6 protein-coding genes (1 of these 6 running past the window's edge) are annotated in these 17,876 nt (G+C 74.9%); 1 reads left to right on the top strand and 5 read right to left on the bottom strand.

Features of this window, described 5'->3' with window-relative positions:
* Positions 1-2,322 carry a lantibiotic dehydratase gene (locus tag ACIQG9_RS19200; RefSeq protein WP_400404076.1) on the top strand — a complete coding sequence of 774 codons (2,322 nt, stop codon included), beginning with the start codon at positions 1-3 and terminating at the stop codon, positions 2,320-2,322.
* Here the strand turns inward: ACIQG9_RS19200 and ACIQG9_RS19205 are convergent.
* The 5 genes in view from ACIQG9_RS19205 to ACIQG9_RS19225 are tightly spaced (each overlapping or abutting the next) and all read right to left on the bottom strand, a layout consistent with a single transcriptional unit that may run on beyond the window.
* Positions 2,284-7,617, bottom strand: coding sequence for an amino acid adenylation domain-containing protein (locus tag ACIQG9_RS19205; protein WP_400404079.1), 5,334 nt, complete (start codon positions 7,615-7,617; stop codon positions 2,284-2,286). The two genes, ACIQG9_RS19200 and ACIQG9_RS19205, sit on opposite strands and share 39 nt — an antisense overlap.
* Positions 7,614-11,978 carry an SDR family NAD(P)-dependent oxidoreductase gene (locus ACIQG9_RS19210; protein WP_400404081.1) on the bottom strand — a complete coding sequence of 1,455 codons (4,365 nt, stop codon included), beginning with the start codon at positions 11,976-11,978 and terminating at the stop codon, positions 7,614-7,616. Before ACIQG9_RS19210 ends, ACIQG9_RS19205 begins: the two co-directional genes overlap by 4 nt.
* On the bottom strand, positions 11,975-14,290 hold the full coding sequence (locus ACIQG9_RS19215; protein WP_400404084.1) for a lantibiotic dehydratase: 2,316 nt from the start codon (positions 14,288-14,290) through the stop codon (positions 11,975-11,977). Before ACIQG9_RS19215 ends, ACIQG9_RS19210 begins: the two co-directional genes overlap by 4 nt.
* Positions 14,287-17,790, bottom strand: coding sequence for an amino acid adenylation domain-containing protein (locus tag ACIQG9_RS19220; RefSeq protein ID WP_400404087.1), 3,504 nt, complete (start codon positions 17,788-17,790; stop codon positions 14,287-14,289). The genes ACIQG9_RS19215 and ACIQG9_RS19220 overlap by 4 nt, the downstream gene beginning before the upstream one ends.
* On the bottom strand, positions 17,787-17,876 hold the 3' portion of the coding sequence (locus ACIQG9_RS19225) for a beta-ketoacyl synthase N-terminal-like domain-containing protein (RefSeq protein ID WP_400404089.1). Its footprint extends 1,590 nt past the window's final position; 90 of the gene's 1,680 nt are visible here — the last part of the coding sequence; the start codon falls outside the window, past its right edge; the stop codon is at positions 17,787-17,789. The genes ACIQG9_RS19220 and ACIQG9_RS19225 overlap by 4 nt, the downstream gene beginning before the upstream one ends.

Below are 17,876 nucleotides of genomic sequence, written 5' to 3' on the forward strand. Positions count from 1 at the left end.
ATGCCCCGAGAGCATCTCACGCCCCTCGCCGGAACCCCGTGGCACGTATGGCGTTCAGCGCTGCTGCGGTCGACCGGGTTCCCGGTGGCCGGGATGCAGCGGTTCGCCGCGCCCGCGCTCGCGGCAGCCGCCGACAGCCACCTCACCGACGCCGCCGACCCGGCCACCTTCGCGGCCGCGTTCGACGCCGCCGCCACGGATCTCGGCCAAGCGGTCTACGACATCGCCTGCGACGACACCTTCCGCACCGCGCTGGCCTGGCAGAACCCGGCCGTCCTACGCGCGGTCGACGCGGTCCGGCGCGACGGCCCGCACGCCCCGCGCAAGCTGCGCCGACGGCACCGCGAGGAGGTCATCGCGAAATACTGGCAGCGTTACTGCCTCAAGAACGACACCGTCGGTTTCTTCGGTCCCATCTGCTGGACGGAACTGGGCGGCCCCGGTCCGGTCGCCACGGTACGCCCGGGTGCGGCGTTGACGCGTACCCGCCGGGTCTTCCTGGAACGGTGGGCGCTGGACGCGGTCGGCGAGGCCCTCGCCCGCACGGAGGGCGTGCGGGACTGGCTGCCGGTGCGGCTGGCGCCCCAGCTCACGCTGCGGGACGGGGTGCTGCTGCACCCGCACCGCGCGCCGCAGCCGCTGCCGGCGGCGACGGCCGCGCTGATCACCCTGGTGGGGCGGCGATCGCGCGTCGCGGACCTCGCCGCCGCGCTGGTCGCCGACCCGGCGAGCGGGTTCCGCCGCGCCGCCGACGTGTACGCGCAGCTCGACGACCTCGCCGAACGCGGCGTGCTGCGGATCGGGTTCGACCTGCCGATCGACCTCACCGCCGAGGACGTGCTGCGGGACCAGCTCACCGCGATCGGCGACGAGCCGGTCCGCGACCGGGTGCTCGGTGAGCTGGCCACCATCAGCGCGCTGCGCGACGCGGTGGCCGCCGCCGACGGCTCGGACGCCCTGGCCGCGGCGATGTCCGCACTGGAGCGGAAGTTCGTCGAGCTGACCGGTCGGGCCGCGCACCAGCACCCCGGCGAGGTGTACGCCGGGCGCACTCTGTGCCACCTGGAAACCGTTCGCGACCTGGACATCAGCTTCGGTGACACGCTGCTGGAACGGCTCGCTCCGCTGGAGCCGCTGCTGCTGTCGGTCCGGTGGCTGACGGCGGCGATCGGCGACGCGTACGCCGCAGCGTTGGCCGCCCTCTACCGCGACCTGTCGGCCGGTTCGGCCCTTGCCGACGTTCCCCTGTCCGACCTGTGGTTCCTGGCGCAGGCGGTGGTGTTCGGGGCGGACCCGCCCGGCGGCGCCGAGACCGCCGACTTCCTGGCCCGGTGGTCGACGGTGCTCGGCCTGGCCGACGCCGACGCCGACGCCCGGGAGCTGCGGTTCGGCGCCGCCGAGCTGACCGAGCGGGTCGCCACGGCGTTCCCGGCCACCGCGCCCGGCTGGGCCGCCGCCCGGATTCACAGCCCCGACCTGCACCTGTGCGCCCCGGACGAGGCGGCCCTGCTGCGGGGAGACTTCACCGTCGTACTCGGCGAACTGCACGTGGCCCTGGCCGCGTTCGACACGCACTTCTTCGCCCACGGGCACCCGGAACCGCAGCGGCTGCGGGACGGCATGCGGGCCGACCTGCCCGAGGGCCGGGTCCGGCTGTTGGCCCCGGTGGACTGGCCCCGGCACACCGCCCGCATCGCGGAATGGCTGCACGGGCCCGCCGACGCGCAGCTCGGCTTCGTCAGCGCCCCCGGTGCCGACCCGGACCGGCTGGTGCCGATCACCGGCCTCACCGTGCGACCCGACGCCGACGGCAGCCTGCGGGTGCACGCGGACGACGGACGGCACTGGCCGCTGCTGGAGGTGTTCGCGCAGCTCTTCGACTACCAGGTGCTCGACACGTGGAAGCTGGCCGGGAACGTCGGGCACACCCCGCGGATCACCGTCGACGACCTCGTGCTGGTCCGCGAGACCTGGCGCAGCACGGTCGGCGACACCGGGCTGCACAAGGTGAAGGGCGAGCGGGAACGCTATCTCGCGGTGCGGCGTTGGCGGCTCGCCCTCGGCCTGCCCGAACAGATCTTCGTCCGGGTCGACACCGAGCTCAAACCCAGCTTCGTCGACCTGACCAGCGGCGTCTACACCCGGCTGCTGTGCACCCTGTTGCGCGGCGCGCACGCCAAGGGCGGTGACGGGGTCGGGCTGACCATCACCGAGCTGCTGCCCGGCCCGGGCGACGCCTGGCTGACCGACGCGGCCGGCCAGGCGTACGCCTCGGAGCTGCGGCTACAGATCGTCGACCCGGCGGCGGCGCAGGTGCGGTAGCCACTCGGTCGCGTCCGCCGGAGCGTCGGGGGTCTCGGTGTCGAACAGGCGCAACCGGCGCTGACCGTAGGCGCCCAGCGACACCACGGCCAGGACCAGCCCGGACACCACGAACGCGAACCCGAGCCCGCGGCCGGCGCCGGTCCCGATCAGGGCACCGACGCTGTCGGCCAGCGCGCCGCCCGGCGCGAACATCGGCTCCAGCACCGACCCGCCCAGCGGCACCAGTACGGCGAAGCCCAGCGGCAACGTCGCCCAGGTCAGCGTCTGGATGATCGCCAGCACCCGGCCGTGGAACCGCTGCGGCACCTTCACCTGGATGATCGACAGGTAGATGCCGTTGTGCAGGCCCAGGCCCAGGCCCACACCGAAGCTGCCGAGCGCCACCAGCGCAAGGTTCGGGCGTACCCCGCTGAGCACCAGGCTGACCGCGACCCCGAACGCGATCGCGATCAGGGCCGGCATCCGACGCCTGGTCGGGCCACCCCAGACCGCGATCACGAGTCCGCCCAGGACCGCGCCCAGCGCCTCGGCGAACGCGACCGTGCCGACCTGGCCCATCGTGCCGAACGCGAGCACCATCGGCGGCACCAGCAGCAGGCTGGCCAGGCAGAGGTTGTAGAGCGAGAAGAAGCCCAGCATGGCCCGGAACCCCGGCTCCGCCCACGTCATCCGCACCCCGCCGAGCAGCTCGGCGAGGAACGGCTCCTTGCGCCGGCGGCCGAGCAGCTTGGGGAACCTCACCACCGCGAGCACGGTCATCGCGACCGCGTAGCTCACGATGTCGATCAGCAGGACGCCGGTCAGGTCGATCACCGCGAGCAGGCCCGCCGCCAGCAGCGGCACCGCCAGCGAGCTGAGCCCCACGGCGAGCTGGGCGATACCGTTGGCGTGCCCCAGGTAGCGCTTCGGCATGACCTGCGGAATCGCGGCCAGGTAGGTGATCCGCTGGAACACCGACGCCGCGCCGAGCACACAGACCAGGGTGTAGACGGCGGCCAGCCCGAGCTGATCGGTCCACAGCAGCGTGGCCAGCAGCGCCTCCGCCGTGACCGCGGTCGCGCACGCGGCGAGCAGCACCCTGCGCCGGTCGAACCGGTCCGCGACGGCGCCCGCGACCGGCAGCGTCAGCAGTGCCGGGAGGTAGGCGATCACCCCGGACAGGCCGAACCACAGCATCGACCCGGTGGTCAGGTAGACCCAGACGGGTACGGCCCACTGGGTCAGCGCCGACCCGGTGGCCGAGATGAGCTGGCTGGCGGTCAACGCCAGGAACCGGCGTACGCCGGGCTGCACGTCGGCGTCGGCGGTGCCGGAGTCGGCGCTGGTGGCGGCGAGTTCCCAGCCGTCACCGGCGGGCCGGCCCGTGGTGGCCGGCGCGGCGGCGGGTTCGGCCAGGTGGAGATGGGTCTGGGTGACCACCTCGGCGAGCGCCTTGGCCCGCTGCTTGACGAAGTAGTGCCCGGCCTGGTCGAGGACCACCAGCCCGGTGGATTCGCCGAGGAAGCTCCACTCGCGGTAGCGCTCCTCGTAGTACTCGGTGAGCATGTCGTGGGTACCCACGACGGAGATCACCGGCGCGGCCACCTGGACCGGCTCAGCGGCCAGCCACTCGGTGAACCTCTCCTGCGCCTCGGCGGCCTCCCGCCGTACGTGGTAGACGAACCGGTCGACCTGCGCCTGGTCCAGATCGGCCAGTTCGGCGCCGATCGAGCGCAGGAACGTCTCGTAACGCCGGTCCGCGCCCCGGGAATCGACCCAGTCGACCAGGCGGCCGAGCATGTTGTCCGGCCGGGCCGTCGGGAACACGCCGCCCGCGTAGATCGCCTCGATCGGACGGCCCTGCTCGTGCAGCCGTCGGGCGATGCCGGTCAGCAGGGCGCCGCCGACGCAGTGGCCGTACAGGACCAGCGGGCCGTCCACCCGGTCCTGGATCTCGGCCACGCACCGGTCGACCAGCTCACCGAACGGCAGCTCCGGGTCGCTGACCCCGACGTCGTGTCCCGGGACCGCCACCGAGAACAGGGTGTGCCCGGCCGGCAACTCGTCGGCGAGCGGCTGGTAGATGCTGGCCAGCCCGCCACCGTAGGGTACGCACACGTAGGACCGCACCCGCTGTGCCGCCGGGACCGGCCTGGTCAGTTCGTAGAGCAGCGGCCGCCGGCGGTCCCGGTCCGCCGGGCGGTCGATCAGCGCGGCCAGCCCGCCCACCGTGGAGTGCTGGAACACGTCCATCACACCGACGTCGATGTGCCCGTACGCGTCGCGCAGCAGGGCCAGCATCCGGATCGCCAGCAGCGAGTGCCCGCCCAGGTCGAAGAAGTCGTCGTCGAGCCCGACGTCCGTGACCCCCAGCACGTCCTGCCAGGTCGCCGCGATGGTCTGCTCGACCGGGGTGACCGGTGGCCGGTGCCCGGCGGCGGGGCCGTCGGACCCGGGCGCGGGCAGCGCGGCGGTGTCCAGCTTCCCGTTGGGTGACAGGGGCAGCGCGTCCAGCGGCACGAACGCCGACGGCACCATGTATTCCGGCAGCCGCCGCTTCAGCGCCTCCCGCAGGGCCGCCTGGTCCGGGGCCTCGGCCCCCGCCGCCGGCGTCAGGTACGCCACCAGGCGCTGCTCGGCGGGGGTGGCACCGCGTACGGTCACGGCGGCGGTGCCGATGCCCGGCTGCTCGCGCAGCACGGCGACGATCTCCCCCAGCTCGATCCGCAGGCCGCGCAGTTTCACCTGGTCATCGGTGCGGCCGAGGAATTCCAGCGTGCCGTCGGCCCGCCAGCGGGCCTGGTCACCCGTGGCGTAGAGCCGTCCGCCGGGGTGGCCGAACGGGTCGGCGACGAAGGTGCGGGCGGTGAGTTCGGGGCGGTGCAGGTAGCCCCGGGCCACCTGCACCCCGCCGAGGTAGAGCTGCCCGGCGACGCCGACCGGCACCGGCCGCAGGGCCCGGTCGAGCACATAGGTACGGACGTTACGGATGGGCCCGCCGATCGGCACCCGGGTGACCCCGGCCAGCGCGCTGGGCGTGGCCGCCCAGGCGGTGACGTCGATGGCGGCCTCGGTCGGCCCGTAGAGGTTGTGCAGCGCGGCGGCCGGGAGGGCGGCCACGGTCCGGCGGGCGAGGTCGAGCGGCAGCTCCTCGCCGCTGCACACGATCCGCCGCAGCGACCCGCACCGGGTGAGGTCGGCGGGGTCGGCCGTGGCCAGGAAGGCGTCCAGCATCGACGGGACGAAGTGGACGGTGGTGATCCGCTCACGCTCGATCAGATCCCGCAGGTACGCCGGGTCGCGGTGCCCGCCCGGCTGGGCCAGCACCAGCCGGGCACCCACGGTGAGCGGCCAGAACACCTCCCACACCGACACGTCGAAACCGATCGGCGTCTTGTGCAGCACGGCGTCGTCCGGTCCGAGCCCGAAGGTGTCCTGCATCCAGTCGAGCCGGTTGACGATGCCGGCGTGCTCGTTCACCACGCCCTTCGGTCGCCCGGTGGACCCTGACGTGTAGATCAGGTACGCCGCGTTGCCCGGCCCGGCGGCCGTGCCCACGGCGGTCTCCGGCTGGTCCGGACCGGTCAGCGGCAGCACCACACCCGGTGCCGTCAGCCCCGGCGGCACCTCGTCGGCCAGCAGCACCCCGGCACCGGCATCCGCGAGCATGTAGGCCAGCCGCTGCGGCGGATAGTCCGGATCCAACGGCAGGTACGCCGCACCGGCCCGGTGAATGCCGAGCAGCCCGGCGACCAGGCGGCTGGAGCGGGGCTCGTGGATGGCGACGACCGACTCGGGGCCCACGCCGTGCGCGATCAGCCGCCGGGCCACCTGCTCCACGGCGGCGGACAACTCGGCGTAGGTCAGCCGGGTGTCGCCGTCGACCAGCGCGACCGCGTCCGGCGTCCGCCGGGCCTGGCCGTCGAACAGCTCCGCCAGGGTGGTCTGGCGCACCGGGGCACCGGTGGCGTTCCAGCCGGTCACCACCTGGGCGCGCTCGGCGTCCGACATGATCGGCAGCGCGCCGACCCGGGTCCGTGGCGCCGTGACAGCGGCGGCGAGCAGCAGCAGGTAGCGGTCCGCGAACGCCTCCATGGTGGCGGTCTCGAACAGGGCGGTGTTGTACTCCAGCCGCAGTTCGTCCCCGGCGATCTCCAGCGACAGGTCGTCCATCGCGCCGCCGAACGCCGCACCACGGCCGGTCGGCAGATGGTGGAAGGTGACCTGGTACACCGGCGGTACGCCGGGGTCGCGCCGCACCGCCAGCTCCTCGACGAGCTTCTGGAACGGCATGTCCTGGTGGTCCCAGGCGTCGAGCACGACGCGGCGCACCCGGCGGACCAGGGTCAGGAACGGCGGATCACCGGAGACGTCGACCCGCAGCGTCAGCATGTTCATGAACATGCCCAGCAGCGGTGCCAACTCGGCACGGTCGCGGCCCACCACCGGCATGCCGACCACGATGTCGTCGCTGCCCGACAGCCGGTGCAGCAGCGCGACATAGGCCGCGAGCTGCACCATGAACGGGGTCGCGGCGGCCTGCTGGGACAGCTCGGGTAACGCCGGCCCCACCCCTTCGGGCAGGGTGCGGCGTACGTCGCCGCCGCCGAACGTGCGGGTCAGCGGGCGCGGCCGGTCGGTGGTCAACGCGTGCACGGCGGGCAGGCCGGTCAGCGTCTCCCGCCAGTAGTCGCGCAGCTCACCCCACCGGGGGCCGGCGAGGCGATCGCGTTCCCAGGCGGCGTAGTCGGCGTACTGGATGGGCAGGTCGGGCAGGTCCGGCGCCCGGCCCGCGACGGCGGCGGCGCACAGCTCGGTCAGCTCGGCGCGCAGGTGGAGCAGTGCGGTGCCGTCAAGGATGACGTGGTGCCCGGCGAACAGCAGCCACCAGGTGTCCGCGCCGAGGCGCAGCAGCCGCGCCCGCCACAGCGGTGCGCTGTCCATCGGCAGGTCGAGGCGGGCGTACTCGGCGACGATCTCCGCACGGGCGCGGTCCCGGTCCGGCTCGGTCAGCCCGGACAGGTCGGTCACCGGCAACTCGATCGGCACCGTGGGGTGGATGTCCTGGTGCAGCTCGCCGTCGGTCAGGCGCAGCGTGGTCCGGATGGCCTCGTGCCGCTCGGTGACCGCCCGCAGCGCGGCGAGCGCCTGCTCCGGCCCCGCGCCCGGTGGCAGGGTGATCGCGTCGGTCATCGTGAACAGCGGCTGCCCGGGGCTGAGCTGGGCGGTGAACCAGACCCGCTGCTGAGCGTAGGAGGCGGGAACGGTGTAGACACCGTCCACCGCCGTGAGGTCCTGCCGCGACTCGGTCATGCCGGCTGCCCCGGCCTGCGGAGTCGCGGGATGGGGGCCTCCGCGCCGGCGGCCGGTGGGGCCCCGCGCAGCGACTCGATCCGGGCGGCCATCGCGGCGACGGTCGGCGCGTCGAACAGCACCCGCATGGACAGCCGGGCGCCGACGGCCTGGCGGATGCGCAGCACCAGGTGCGCCGCCACCAGCGAGGTGCCGCCCAGGCGGAAGAAGTTGTCGTGCGGGCTGACCTCGGCGACACCGAGGACGTCAGCCCAGATCCGGGCGACGGTGGCGGTCAGGTCGCCGTCAGCGGCGGCCACGGTGGCGGTCACCGTGGCGGCGGCCGAGCCGAGTCGCCGCTCGTGGCCCGCGACGGCGGCCACCGGATAGGCGCCGATCGCCACCGAGCCGGTGCGGCCCTCGGCGAGGACCCGCTGCCCCGCGGCGACCGCCGCCGCGGGGGCCAGCCCGTCGTGGTCGGGCACCCCGTCCTCCTGCCACGCGCCCCAGGCCAGCGACACGAGGCGGGTCGGCCAGCCGTGCGGGCTGCGCGCGTACCCGTCGAGGAATGCGTTGGCGGCCGTGTCGTCGGCCCGGCCCAGGCCACCCGCGAGCGCGGTCACCGACGAGGTCAGCGCCACGAAGTCGAGCGGCAGGTCACCGAAGACCTCGCGCAGCACCAGCGTGCCGGTCACCTTCGGCCGCAGTTCCGCCGCCGCCTCGGCCAGCCGCGACCCGGCGGACAGGCCGGTGTCGGGCCGCTTCGCGGCGTGGATGATGCCGTCGAGGCCGCCGAGGTCACGCAGGATCTCGGCGCGTACCGCCCGCATGGCGGCCACGTCGGCCACGTCGGCGGTGAGGTGACGCACCTGGGCGCCCGCCTGCTCCAGCGCCTCGATCGTGGCCGGCGGCGGCTGCGCGGTGCGGCTCACCAGCACCAGCCGCGCGCCACGCCGGGCCAGTTCGGCGGCGAACGCGCCGCCGACCCGGCCCAGTCCGCCGGTGATCAGGTAACGCCCGCCGTCGCGGATCCCCCACCCCGGGGTGGTACGGCCAGCCGGCCGGACCGCGACGAACTCGCGGGTCCAGCGGCGCCCGCCCAGCCGCAGCGCGACCGCCTCGACCCGCTCGGTGCCGAGCAGTTCGTCCACCACCGCGTCCACGCCGGGGTCGCCCGGGTCGGCGTCGACCCAGTGGCAGCGCACCTGCGGGCGTTCCAGCGGCACCGAGCGCACCACCCCGGCCACCGTGGCGTGCTCCGGGCGCACCAGGTCGGTTCCGGTCACGTCGGCCACTCCGGCGGTGACCACCGCCAGCTCCACGCCGGTGGCCGGCAACGCGTCCAGCAACGTCAGCAGCGCGTAGTAGCCGTGCTCCTGGGCCGCCGACCCGGCAGCCGCGTCGGCGCCGACCGGGTCGCCGTCCAGCGCCCAGGCGTGCACGATCCGGGCGGCCCGACCGTCGTCGGCGCACTCGTCGAGCAGCCGCCGATAGTCGGCGGTGTCGGTCGCCCGGAGCTGGTAGCCGTCCGGGCGGACGGCGAAGGCGGCCCCCGGGCGGACCACGGTGACGTCGGTGCCGCGCTCACGCAGCCCGGCGGCGAGGGCCGTGCCACGCGCGCCGGCCGCGAAGAGCAGCAGCCCACCGGGCGCGTCGGCGGGTGTGGTGGTGGGCAGTTGGTGCCAGACCGGCACCTCGACGACCCCGTCGTCGTGGCGGCGGTCGGCGGCCGGTGCGGCCGGTGCGGCCACCGGCGCCGGGTCGATCCAGTACCGGGTCCGCTGGTACGGGTACCCGGGCAGGGGCACCAGGCGGGGCGTGGCGGGCGCCGGCAGGCGTACGGGGACCCCGGCCGTCCACAACCGGCCCGCCGCCTCGTACGCGGTCTGCCGGTCGGTCAGCTTCTCCCCCGGCGCGGGCAGCGTACGCAGCGGCGCCCTGGCCCCCGACGGCAGGTTGAGCCGGGCGAGCCCGGCGAGTTGCCGGCCGGGACCACACTCCAGCAGCAGCCAGTCGTCGGCGGCACCCGTCGCGGCGAGCCCGGCCACCGTGGCCCCGAACCGCACCGGCCGGCACAACTGCTCCCCCCAGTACGCCGGATCGGTGATCTCCCCGTCGGTGAACGGTGCGGCGGTCGCGGCCGACCACACCGGCAGGCTCGGCACCTGGCGTGGCACCGCCGCCACCAGCGCCGCGAACTCGTCGCGCACCGGGTCCAGCAGCGGCACGTGCATCGCGTACGGCGACCGCAGCAGCGTGCAGCCGACGCCGCGTGCGCGCAGCGTGTCGGCGAACGCGGTCACCGGCCCTGGCGCGCCCGCCAGCACGCAGGTGTGGGGCCCGTTGCTGATCGCCACGGCCACCCCGGCGGGCAGCAGCGGCGAGATCTCGTCGGCGCCACGCTGCACGGCCAGCATCCGGCCCTCCGGCGCGGCCTGGACCAGCCGGCCCCGGGCGGCCGCGAGCCGCAGCGCGTCGGGCAGGTCGAAGACGCCGGCCACGGTCGCCGCCACCAGCTCACCGATGGAGTGGCCGATCATCGCGGCGGGCGGGACACCCCAGTGCCGCCACACCATCGCGGTGGCGTACCCGACGGTGAACAGGGCGGGTTGCAGCACCCCGGGTTCGGCCAGCCGCTCGTCGGCACCGGGCTCCGTACTGAAGATCAGCTCGTCCGGGTCCCAGCCGAGGACCCGGCCGCATTCGGCCACGGTGGCCGCGAACAGCGGCTCGGACCCGGCGAGGCGCGCGCCCATGCCGGGGTACTGCGAGCCCTGGCCGGAGAAGAGCAGACCCACCCGGGGCACCGTCGCGGCGTCCCCGCTGGCCCGACGCTTCGGGTCGGTCAGCGCCGCAGCCGCCTGCGCCCGGTCCACCGCGACGACGGCGGCCCGGTGCTGGTGGACCGGCCGGCCAGCCCGCAACGTGTACGCCACATCGCGCAGCTCCAGCTCCGGCCGGTCGGTGAGCCGGGTGGCCACCTGGGCGCACGCCGCCGCCAGCGCGGCCGGGGTCGCGGCGGACACCTGGATCAGCTCGCCACCACCGTCACCCGGTGCCGTGCCGGCTGCGCGCGGCGGTGCCTCCTGGAGCAACAGGTGCGCGTTGGTGCCGCCGAGGCCGAGCGAGCTCACCCCGGCCCGCAGTGGCCGCTGCTCCTCGGGCTCCCACTTGGTCAGCGTCGACACCACGTAGAACGGGCTCGCCGCGAAGTCGATCTCCGGGTGCGGCCGGTCGTAGTTGATGCTGGGCGGGATGAGCCGGTGCTGCATCGACAACACGGTCTTGATCAGGCCGATCACGCCACCGGCCACACTGAGGTGGCCGATGTTGGCCTTGGTCGAGCCGACCCCACACCAGCCCCGCTCGGTGGCCCGCCGCCCGTAGGCCGCCGTCAACGCCGCGATCTCGATCGAGTCGCCGAGGACCGTACCGGTGCCGTGCGCCTCCACGTAGCTGACCGAACGCGGGGCGACGCCGGCGACCGCGAGGGCCTGCACGACGACCTCCAACTGGCCGCTGACGCTGGGCGCGGTGAAGCTCGCCTTGGTCATGCCGTCGTTGTTGACCGCGTTGCCGATGATCAGCGCCCGGATGTCGTCCCCGTCGGCCAGCGCGTCGGACAGCCGCTTGAGCACGACGACGCCGACCCCGCTGCCGTAGACCGTGCCGTCGGCCCGCGCGTCGAACGGCCGGCAGTGCCCGTCGGCGGACGTGTACCCGTCGTCGGCGACGTACCCGACGGCGTGCGGCAGCTCCACGCACACCCCGCCGGCCAGCGCCGTGTCGCACTCGCCGTTGCGCAGCGCCTCGCTGGCCAGGTGTATCGCCACCAGCGACGACGAGCAGGCGGTCTGCACGGTCATCGCCGGGCCGCGCAGGTTGAGCCGGTACGACACGGTGCTGGCCAGGTAGTCGGGCTTGTTGCCCAGCGACACCCGCAGCTCACCCGCGCCCGCCAGCGCCTGCGGGTTCCGCCGGACGTTGAGCCACTGGTAGAGGTCGGCGTTGCCGCCCGCGTAGACGCCGATCTCGCCGTCGTAGCGGGTCGGGTCGCAGCCCGCGTCGACCAGCGCGGCGTGCGCGTGCTCCAGGAACAGCCGCTGCTGCGGATCGGCCAGCTCCGCGTCGCGCGGGCTCATCCCGAACAGGCCCGCGTCGAAATGGTCGAACTGGTCGAGCACGGCGGCCACCGGCACGTACCCCGGATCGTCGAGTTCGTCCTCGCTGACCCCACGCGCCAGCAGCTCAGCCCGGCTGAACCGGGTGACCGACTCGGTGCCCTCGACCAGGTTGCGCCAGAACTCCTCCGCCGACGACGCCCCCGGTACGCGCAGGCTGAGCCCGACGATCGCGATCGGCTCCACTGTCTCGTTGGTCACGGCATCCCCTCCGGCTCGGCCGCATCGCTGATGTGCAGGCGCAGCTCGCTGACATAGTGGCGACCCTGGCTGTCGGGCAGCCACGCCTGCGGCAACCCGGGCAGCAGCTCCGACACCGTCACCGGCACGTCGCCGCCGCCCGCCTGGTGTGCCGCCCGCAGCAGCAGGCAGAGCCGGTTGGCGTAGAGCGGGCTGGTCAGGTCGACGTAGGTGGGTTTGAGCTCGGTGGCCACCCGGACGAAGACCCGCTCCGGCAGGCCCAGCGCGGCCCGCCACCGGCGTACCGCGAGGTAGCGCTGCGCCTGGTCGATGGCGCTGGTCAGGCCGGTCCGCCCGACCGTGGTGCGCCACGTCTCCCGGGCCAGCACCAGGTTGTCCACGGTGACCCGGGGGCTGTGCGGGCGGTCGGTCATCAGCTTGAACGCGTCGCCGGCGTGCACCGCGATCAGGTCGGAGAACACCTCGACCAGCGGCCAACGGGTGCCGTCCGGCCCGGTCGCCACCACGACGCCGGCCACCTCGGACACCAGCGCGGCGTTGCCCGGCACGAGCCGGTCCCGGCCGGCGCCCGGCGCGTCGGCGAACGCGAACCGGTAGTCGCCCGGCCCGAACAGCGACGCCGACAACCGGCCGCCGACCCGGGGGAAGCCGACCGGGTAGATCGGGCGCAGCCGTCCCGACCCCAGGTCCGCCGCGTACGCGCGCCGCAGCCGGTCCAGGTCGGGGTGGCAGTGCGTGAACAGCTCGGCGTTGAACGTCGCGTACGCCGCGTGCAGCTCACCGAGCACCGCCCCGAACTCGCCGTCGGCCAGCGCCTGCGGCGACGCCGCGAAGATCTGCAGGTCCGGGCTGTGTACCCGGCCCGCACTCCAGCCGGGACGGGTCGCCGGGAACTGCTCGGCCACCCGGGGTGCCAGCTCGGCCGAGCTGACCGCCAGCCGTGCGGCGTCGGCGGGCAGGTCGGCGAGCCCGAGCACCCGTTCCCAGCGGGAGGCGAATTCACCCGCGACCCGATCGACGGGCCGGTCGTTGGGCCCGAACAGCGGACCCTGGGCGAAGAACCACAGGTCGCCGAGCCGGACCGGTCCGTCGTCGCTCAACTCGACGTACAGCTCGCGCAGCGCGTCGCCGTACGCGGTGGCCAGTTCGGCGGTGAGCCAACGCGCCGCCTGCAACGGCAGGGCCAGGGCCGGGGCCAGGGCGTCGAGCAGGCCGGTGCCGACGGTGAACGTCACGTCGCGGACGGTCTCCTCGTGGCACAACGCCCGCCCGGCGTAGTTCTGCCCGGCCCGGCGGCGCGGCGGCAACCCGGTCAGCTCGGTGAACTCCGCGTCCAACGCGGACACCGCGTCGGCCAACGCGGTGGGGTCCCCGGCGGCGTCGGCGACCCGGGTCCGGGCTGCGGTCAACCGGTGCAGCCCGGCCAGGGCGTTTCCCCGCACCGCCGGATCGCCGATGGCGTCGATCCGCTCGCGCAGCCGCGCCGCCGCGGCGAAGCCCTGCGGCAGGTCGAAGTCCCAGCGCAGCAGGCCCCGTTCGGCCAGGTGCGTCAGCAGCAGGAACCCCTCCTCGGCGCGGCGTACGCCGGCCTGCTCGTCGCGAACCAGGTCGTCGACGATCTCCCTTGCGGGGCGGCTGCCGTCGCACCATGTCAGCGCGATCGACTCGGTCAGCGACACCGGCGTCGGGCGCTGGGCGGGCCGGTGCACGACCCGCCCGTCCAGGTGGGCGTGCGGGGCCAGGGCCGGGGCCAGCCACGCCCGTACCAGCGGGTCGGCCGCCAGCCGGTCCGCGTACCCGGACAGGGCCCAGTATTCGAGGTGGACGGCGCGCTGGCGGAGCAGGCCGGGGCCGGGCCGGGCGGTGATGGTGGCCGGGCCGGGTTCGACGGTGCCCCAGCACACCGGCCCGAAGAAGCCGATGGTTTCGCACTTGGCGACATAGCGCTGCCAGTACCCGGCGACGACGTTCTCCCGGCCCCGGCGGCGGACGTTGCGTGGCCCGTCCGGGCCGTCCCCGACCAGCCCGTCGAGCGCCACCAGGACGTTCGGGTTCTGCCAGGTCACGGCCTCCCGGAACAGCGGGTCGGCGGCGATCTCGCACACCGCCGCCGAGGATGCCCGGGTGGCGGCGGCGTACGCGGCCGTGAACGTCGACGCGTCGAGGTCACCGGCGAGGTGACGGTCGGCGGCGGCGGCGCAGTCCGGTGCGGCGAAGCGGTCCAGGCCGTCGGCGGGGAACCCGGCGCTGCGCAGCAGCGCGTCACGCCAGACCGACCAGCCGGTGTCGCCGAGGGGGACCAGGTGCGTCACGCCGGATCATCCTCCACGGCCGGCTCACCGGTCGACCGGCGTCGGACGCGCTGGAGCCGGGTGGCACCGCGCCGCGCGGCCCGTTCCACCGCCGCGTCCTCGGCGCTTCCACCAGGCGACCCGGTGGCCGCCCGGATGCCGTCCAGGTACGTGGCGAGCGTGCGGACGGTCGGATGGCGGAACAGGTCCACCACCCGCAGGTTCGTGCCGAGCAGCCGGTTGAGCTGCCGCTGCACGACGGCGACGGCCAGGGAGCCACCGCCGACGTCAAAGAAGCTGTCCGTCGCCGCCACCGCCGGCATACCCAGCACGTTGCACCAGACCGACGCGATCTGCCGTTCGGTGGCGGTGGCCGGGCGCTCGCTGATCGCGCCCGACCGGCCCACGGCCCGGGTGACCCGGGCGGCCCGGGTCACGTCGTCCGGCCGCCCGGCCGGGATGGCCGGCCAGCCGGGTAGCTGTGACACCGGTTGCCGCGGATCGGCGGCCCCGGCCCGTAGCACCTGCTCGACCTCGCCGAGCACGGCCGCCATCAGGCCGGTGCCGTAGACATCCGGGTTGAAGACGATCTCCACCCGCAGGTGCCCGTCCCGGGTCACCCCGTAGAGGGTGAGGTCGAACGGCGACCCGGGCGCGGCCACCGGCACCGGCTCGCTGCCGAGCCCGGCCAGGTCCAGCGTCGGCTCGTCGAACGTGTACATGTTGAACAGCACCTGCACCAGTGGGCTGCGGTCCAGCAGGCCGCCGAGGCCGAACCCGCCGACGACGCGTTCCACCGGCGCTTCCGGGTGCGCGAGCGCGGCGAGGAGTTCCTCCCACGCGGCGCGCACCTGCTCGGCGAAGCCCGCCTCGGGGGCCGGCCGCAGCCGCAGCGGTGCGATCTCGATGAAGAACCCGACCATCGGCTCGAAGTCGGCGGCCCGCCGGTCCACCGTGGGGGTGCCGATGACCAGGTCCGGGTGGCCGGTGCGCCGGGCCAGCACCAGCGCGAACGCGGCCAGCACGGCGGCGGCCGGGGTCGCGCCGAGCCCGGCGGCGAGGTCGGTGAGGGCGGCCGTCGCGGCCCGGTCCAGCCGGGTGGTCACGGTGGCGCTGGTGAAGGTCTGTTCGGTGGGCCGGTCTCGTCCCCCGGGCAACTCCACCACGACCGGTACGCCGGTCAGGTGCTCCAGCCACCAGTCCAGGTCCTGCTCGGCGCGTCGCCGGGAGCGGTCGGCCCGCCACGCGACATAGTCGCCGTAGGTGGCGGGCAGCGGCGGCAGCGGCGGCCCGTCGCCGAGCGCGGCACGGTAGGCGGTGGCGAGGTCGGCGTAGAACAGCGACTGGGACCAGCCGTCGAACACGGCGTGGTGGGCGTAGACGGCCAGCACGTGCTCGTCGGCGTCGGTCCGGATCAGTTCGGCCCGCCACAACGGGCCGGTGGCCAGCGTGAACGGAGCCGCCGCACCCGCCGCGAGGTGGGTGGCGAGGTCGGCGCCCGGGGCCAGTTCGCGCACGGGCAACGGCACCGGCGCGGACGGGTCGGCCACGGCGTACGGGACGCCGTCGGTGTCCGGGATGCGCCAGCGCAGGATCTGCTGCCGGTCCGCGACGGCGGTGAGCGCCGTGGCCAGGGCCGCGATGTCGAGCGGACCGGTGAGCCGTTCGGCGAAGGCGACGTTGTAGGCCGACGCGGCGGCGAGGAAGTAGCGGTCGAGGAACCACAGCCGCTGCTGCGCCGGGGACAGCGCCGGTGGACGGCCCCGGGTGACGCTGGCCGGGCCGGTCTCGGCGGCGGCGTCGACGCGGGCGGCGATGCCGCGCAGCGTACGGCCGGTCAGCACGTCCTCGATCGCGATGTCCCGGCCCAGCCGCTCGCGCAGGTCGGCGACCAGCCGCATCGCGGTGATCGAGTGCCCACCGTGGTCGAAGAAGTCGGCGTCGCGGCCGGCGGCCGGCTCGTCCAGCAGCACCGCCCAGGACTGCGCGACCAGGCGCTCGGTGTCGGTGGCCGGTGCCTCGCCCGACGGTGCCGGGGCGGGTTCGGCGGCGGTGAGTGCGGCCAGCCGCTCGATGTCGATCTTGCCGTTGATGGTGATCGGCAACTCGGCCATGGTGAACATCCGCGCCGGTACGGCCGCGGGCGGCAGCAGCCGCGCGCAGTAGGCGCGCAGGTCCGCCACGTCCAGGCCGGTCGCCACGTACGCGACGAGTTCCTGGCCGCCGGGGCCGCCGCGCGCCTGGACGCTGGCGTTGCCCACCTCGGGGTGGCGGCGCAGCACCGCCTCCACCTCGCCGAGTTCGATCCGCTGTCCCCGGATCTTGACCTGCCGGTCGGCCCGGCCGAGGAATGCCAGGCTCCCGTCCGGCAGCCAGCGGGCCAGATCACCGGTGCGGTAGAGCCGCTGCCCCGGCTGCTCGCTGAACGGATCCGGGACGAACCGCTCCGCCGTCCGCGCGGCGTCGAACAGGTACCCGCGGCCGAGCCCCGGCCCACCGGCCAGCACCTCGCCGATCGCACCGGGACCGACCTCGCGCAGGCTGTCGTCGACGAGGTGGATGCGGTGGTTCGCGGCGGGCCTGCCGATCGGGATGGGCCCGGTCCAGACGCCGCTGCCCTCGAACCAGGTCACCAGCACCGTCGCCTCGGTCGGGCCGTAGACGCTGACGAACCGGCGACCCCCCGCGGTCCACCGGCCGACCTGCTCCGGGCCGGTCGCCTCCCCGCCGGTCATCACCAGCCGTACGCCGGGCAGCCGGGCCGGGTCCAGCAACGACAGGATCGGCGGCGGCAGCACGACCACGTCGACATCCTGCTCGGCGCACACCCGGTAGAGCCGGGTCGGGTCGGCCCGCTCGGCGTCGCCGGCCAGCACCACCGTGCCCCCGGCGGCGAGCGGGGCGAGCAGGTCGGCCACCGACGCGTCGAACCCGATCGAGGCGAAGGCCAGGCACCGGGTCGCCGCGCCGAAGTCGGCGAAGTCGGCGATGTTGACGACCTTCTCGGTCAGCGCCCGGTGCTCGATCACCGCACCCTTGGGCTGCCCGGTCGACCCCGAGGTGAACATCGCGTACGCCGTGGTGGAGAGCGTCGCGGGCGTCGGCTGCCAGGGCGCCGTTCCGGCTGGTACGCCCAGCACGGTCCGGTCGCCGAAGACGTCGGGCGCGGCGCCGGGCGCACCCACGATGACGGGCAGGCGGGCCTCGGCGGACAGTTCGCGCAACCGCTGCGGCGGCAGCGCCGGGTCGAGCGGGACGTACCCCGCGCCCGCCGCCTGCACGCCGAGCAGGGCGACCACCAGGTCCGGACGGCGATCCACGCAGACACCGACGAGGTCGTCCGGGGCGATGCCGTGGGCGCGCAGCGCCGCGGCGAGGGCGCCGGCCCGGCCGACGAGGTCACCGTAGCTCAGGGTCAGGTCGCCCTGCACGACCGCGGGCGCGTGGGGACGCCGCCGGGCGTGCCCGGCGACCAGGTCGGGCAGGCACAGCTCGGGATAGGGCAGGTGGGGGCCGGTCATCGCACTGCCTCGATCCAGTGTCGGGTCCGCTGGAACGGATAGCCGGGCAGCGGAACCCGCCGCCCCGCCGCCACCGGCGGGTCGGC

The organism is Micromonospora sp. NPDC092111, assembly GCF_044755745.1.
Taxonomy (GTDB): domain Bacteria; phylum Actinomycetota; class Actinomycetes; order Mycobacteriales; family Micromonosporaceae; genus Micromonospora.

Excerpts from the sequence above, each read along its gene's own strand:
- ACIQG9_RS19220 (WP_400404087.1), bottom strand. The coding sequence starts at position 17,790 with ATGACCGGCCCCCACCTGCCCTATCCCGAGCTGTGCCTGCCCGACCTG.
- ACIQG9_RS19205 (WP_400404079.1), bottom strand. The coding sequence starts at position 7,617 with ATGACCGAGTCGCGGCAGGACCTCACGGCGGTGGACGGTGTCTACACC.
- ACIQG9_RS19200 (WP_400404076.1), top strand. The coding sequence starts at position 1 with ATGCCCCGAGAGCATCTCACGCCCCTCGCCGGAACCCCGTGGCACGTA.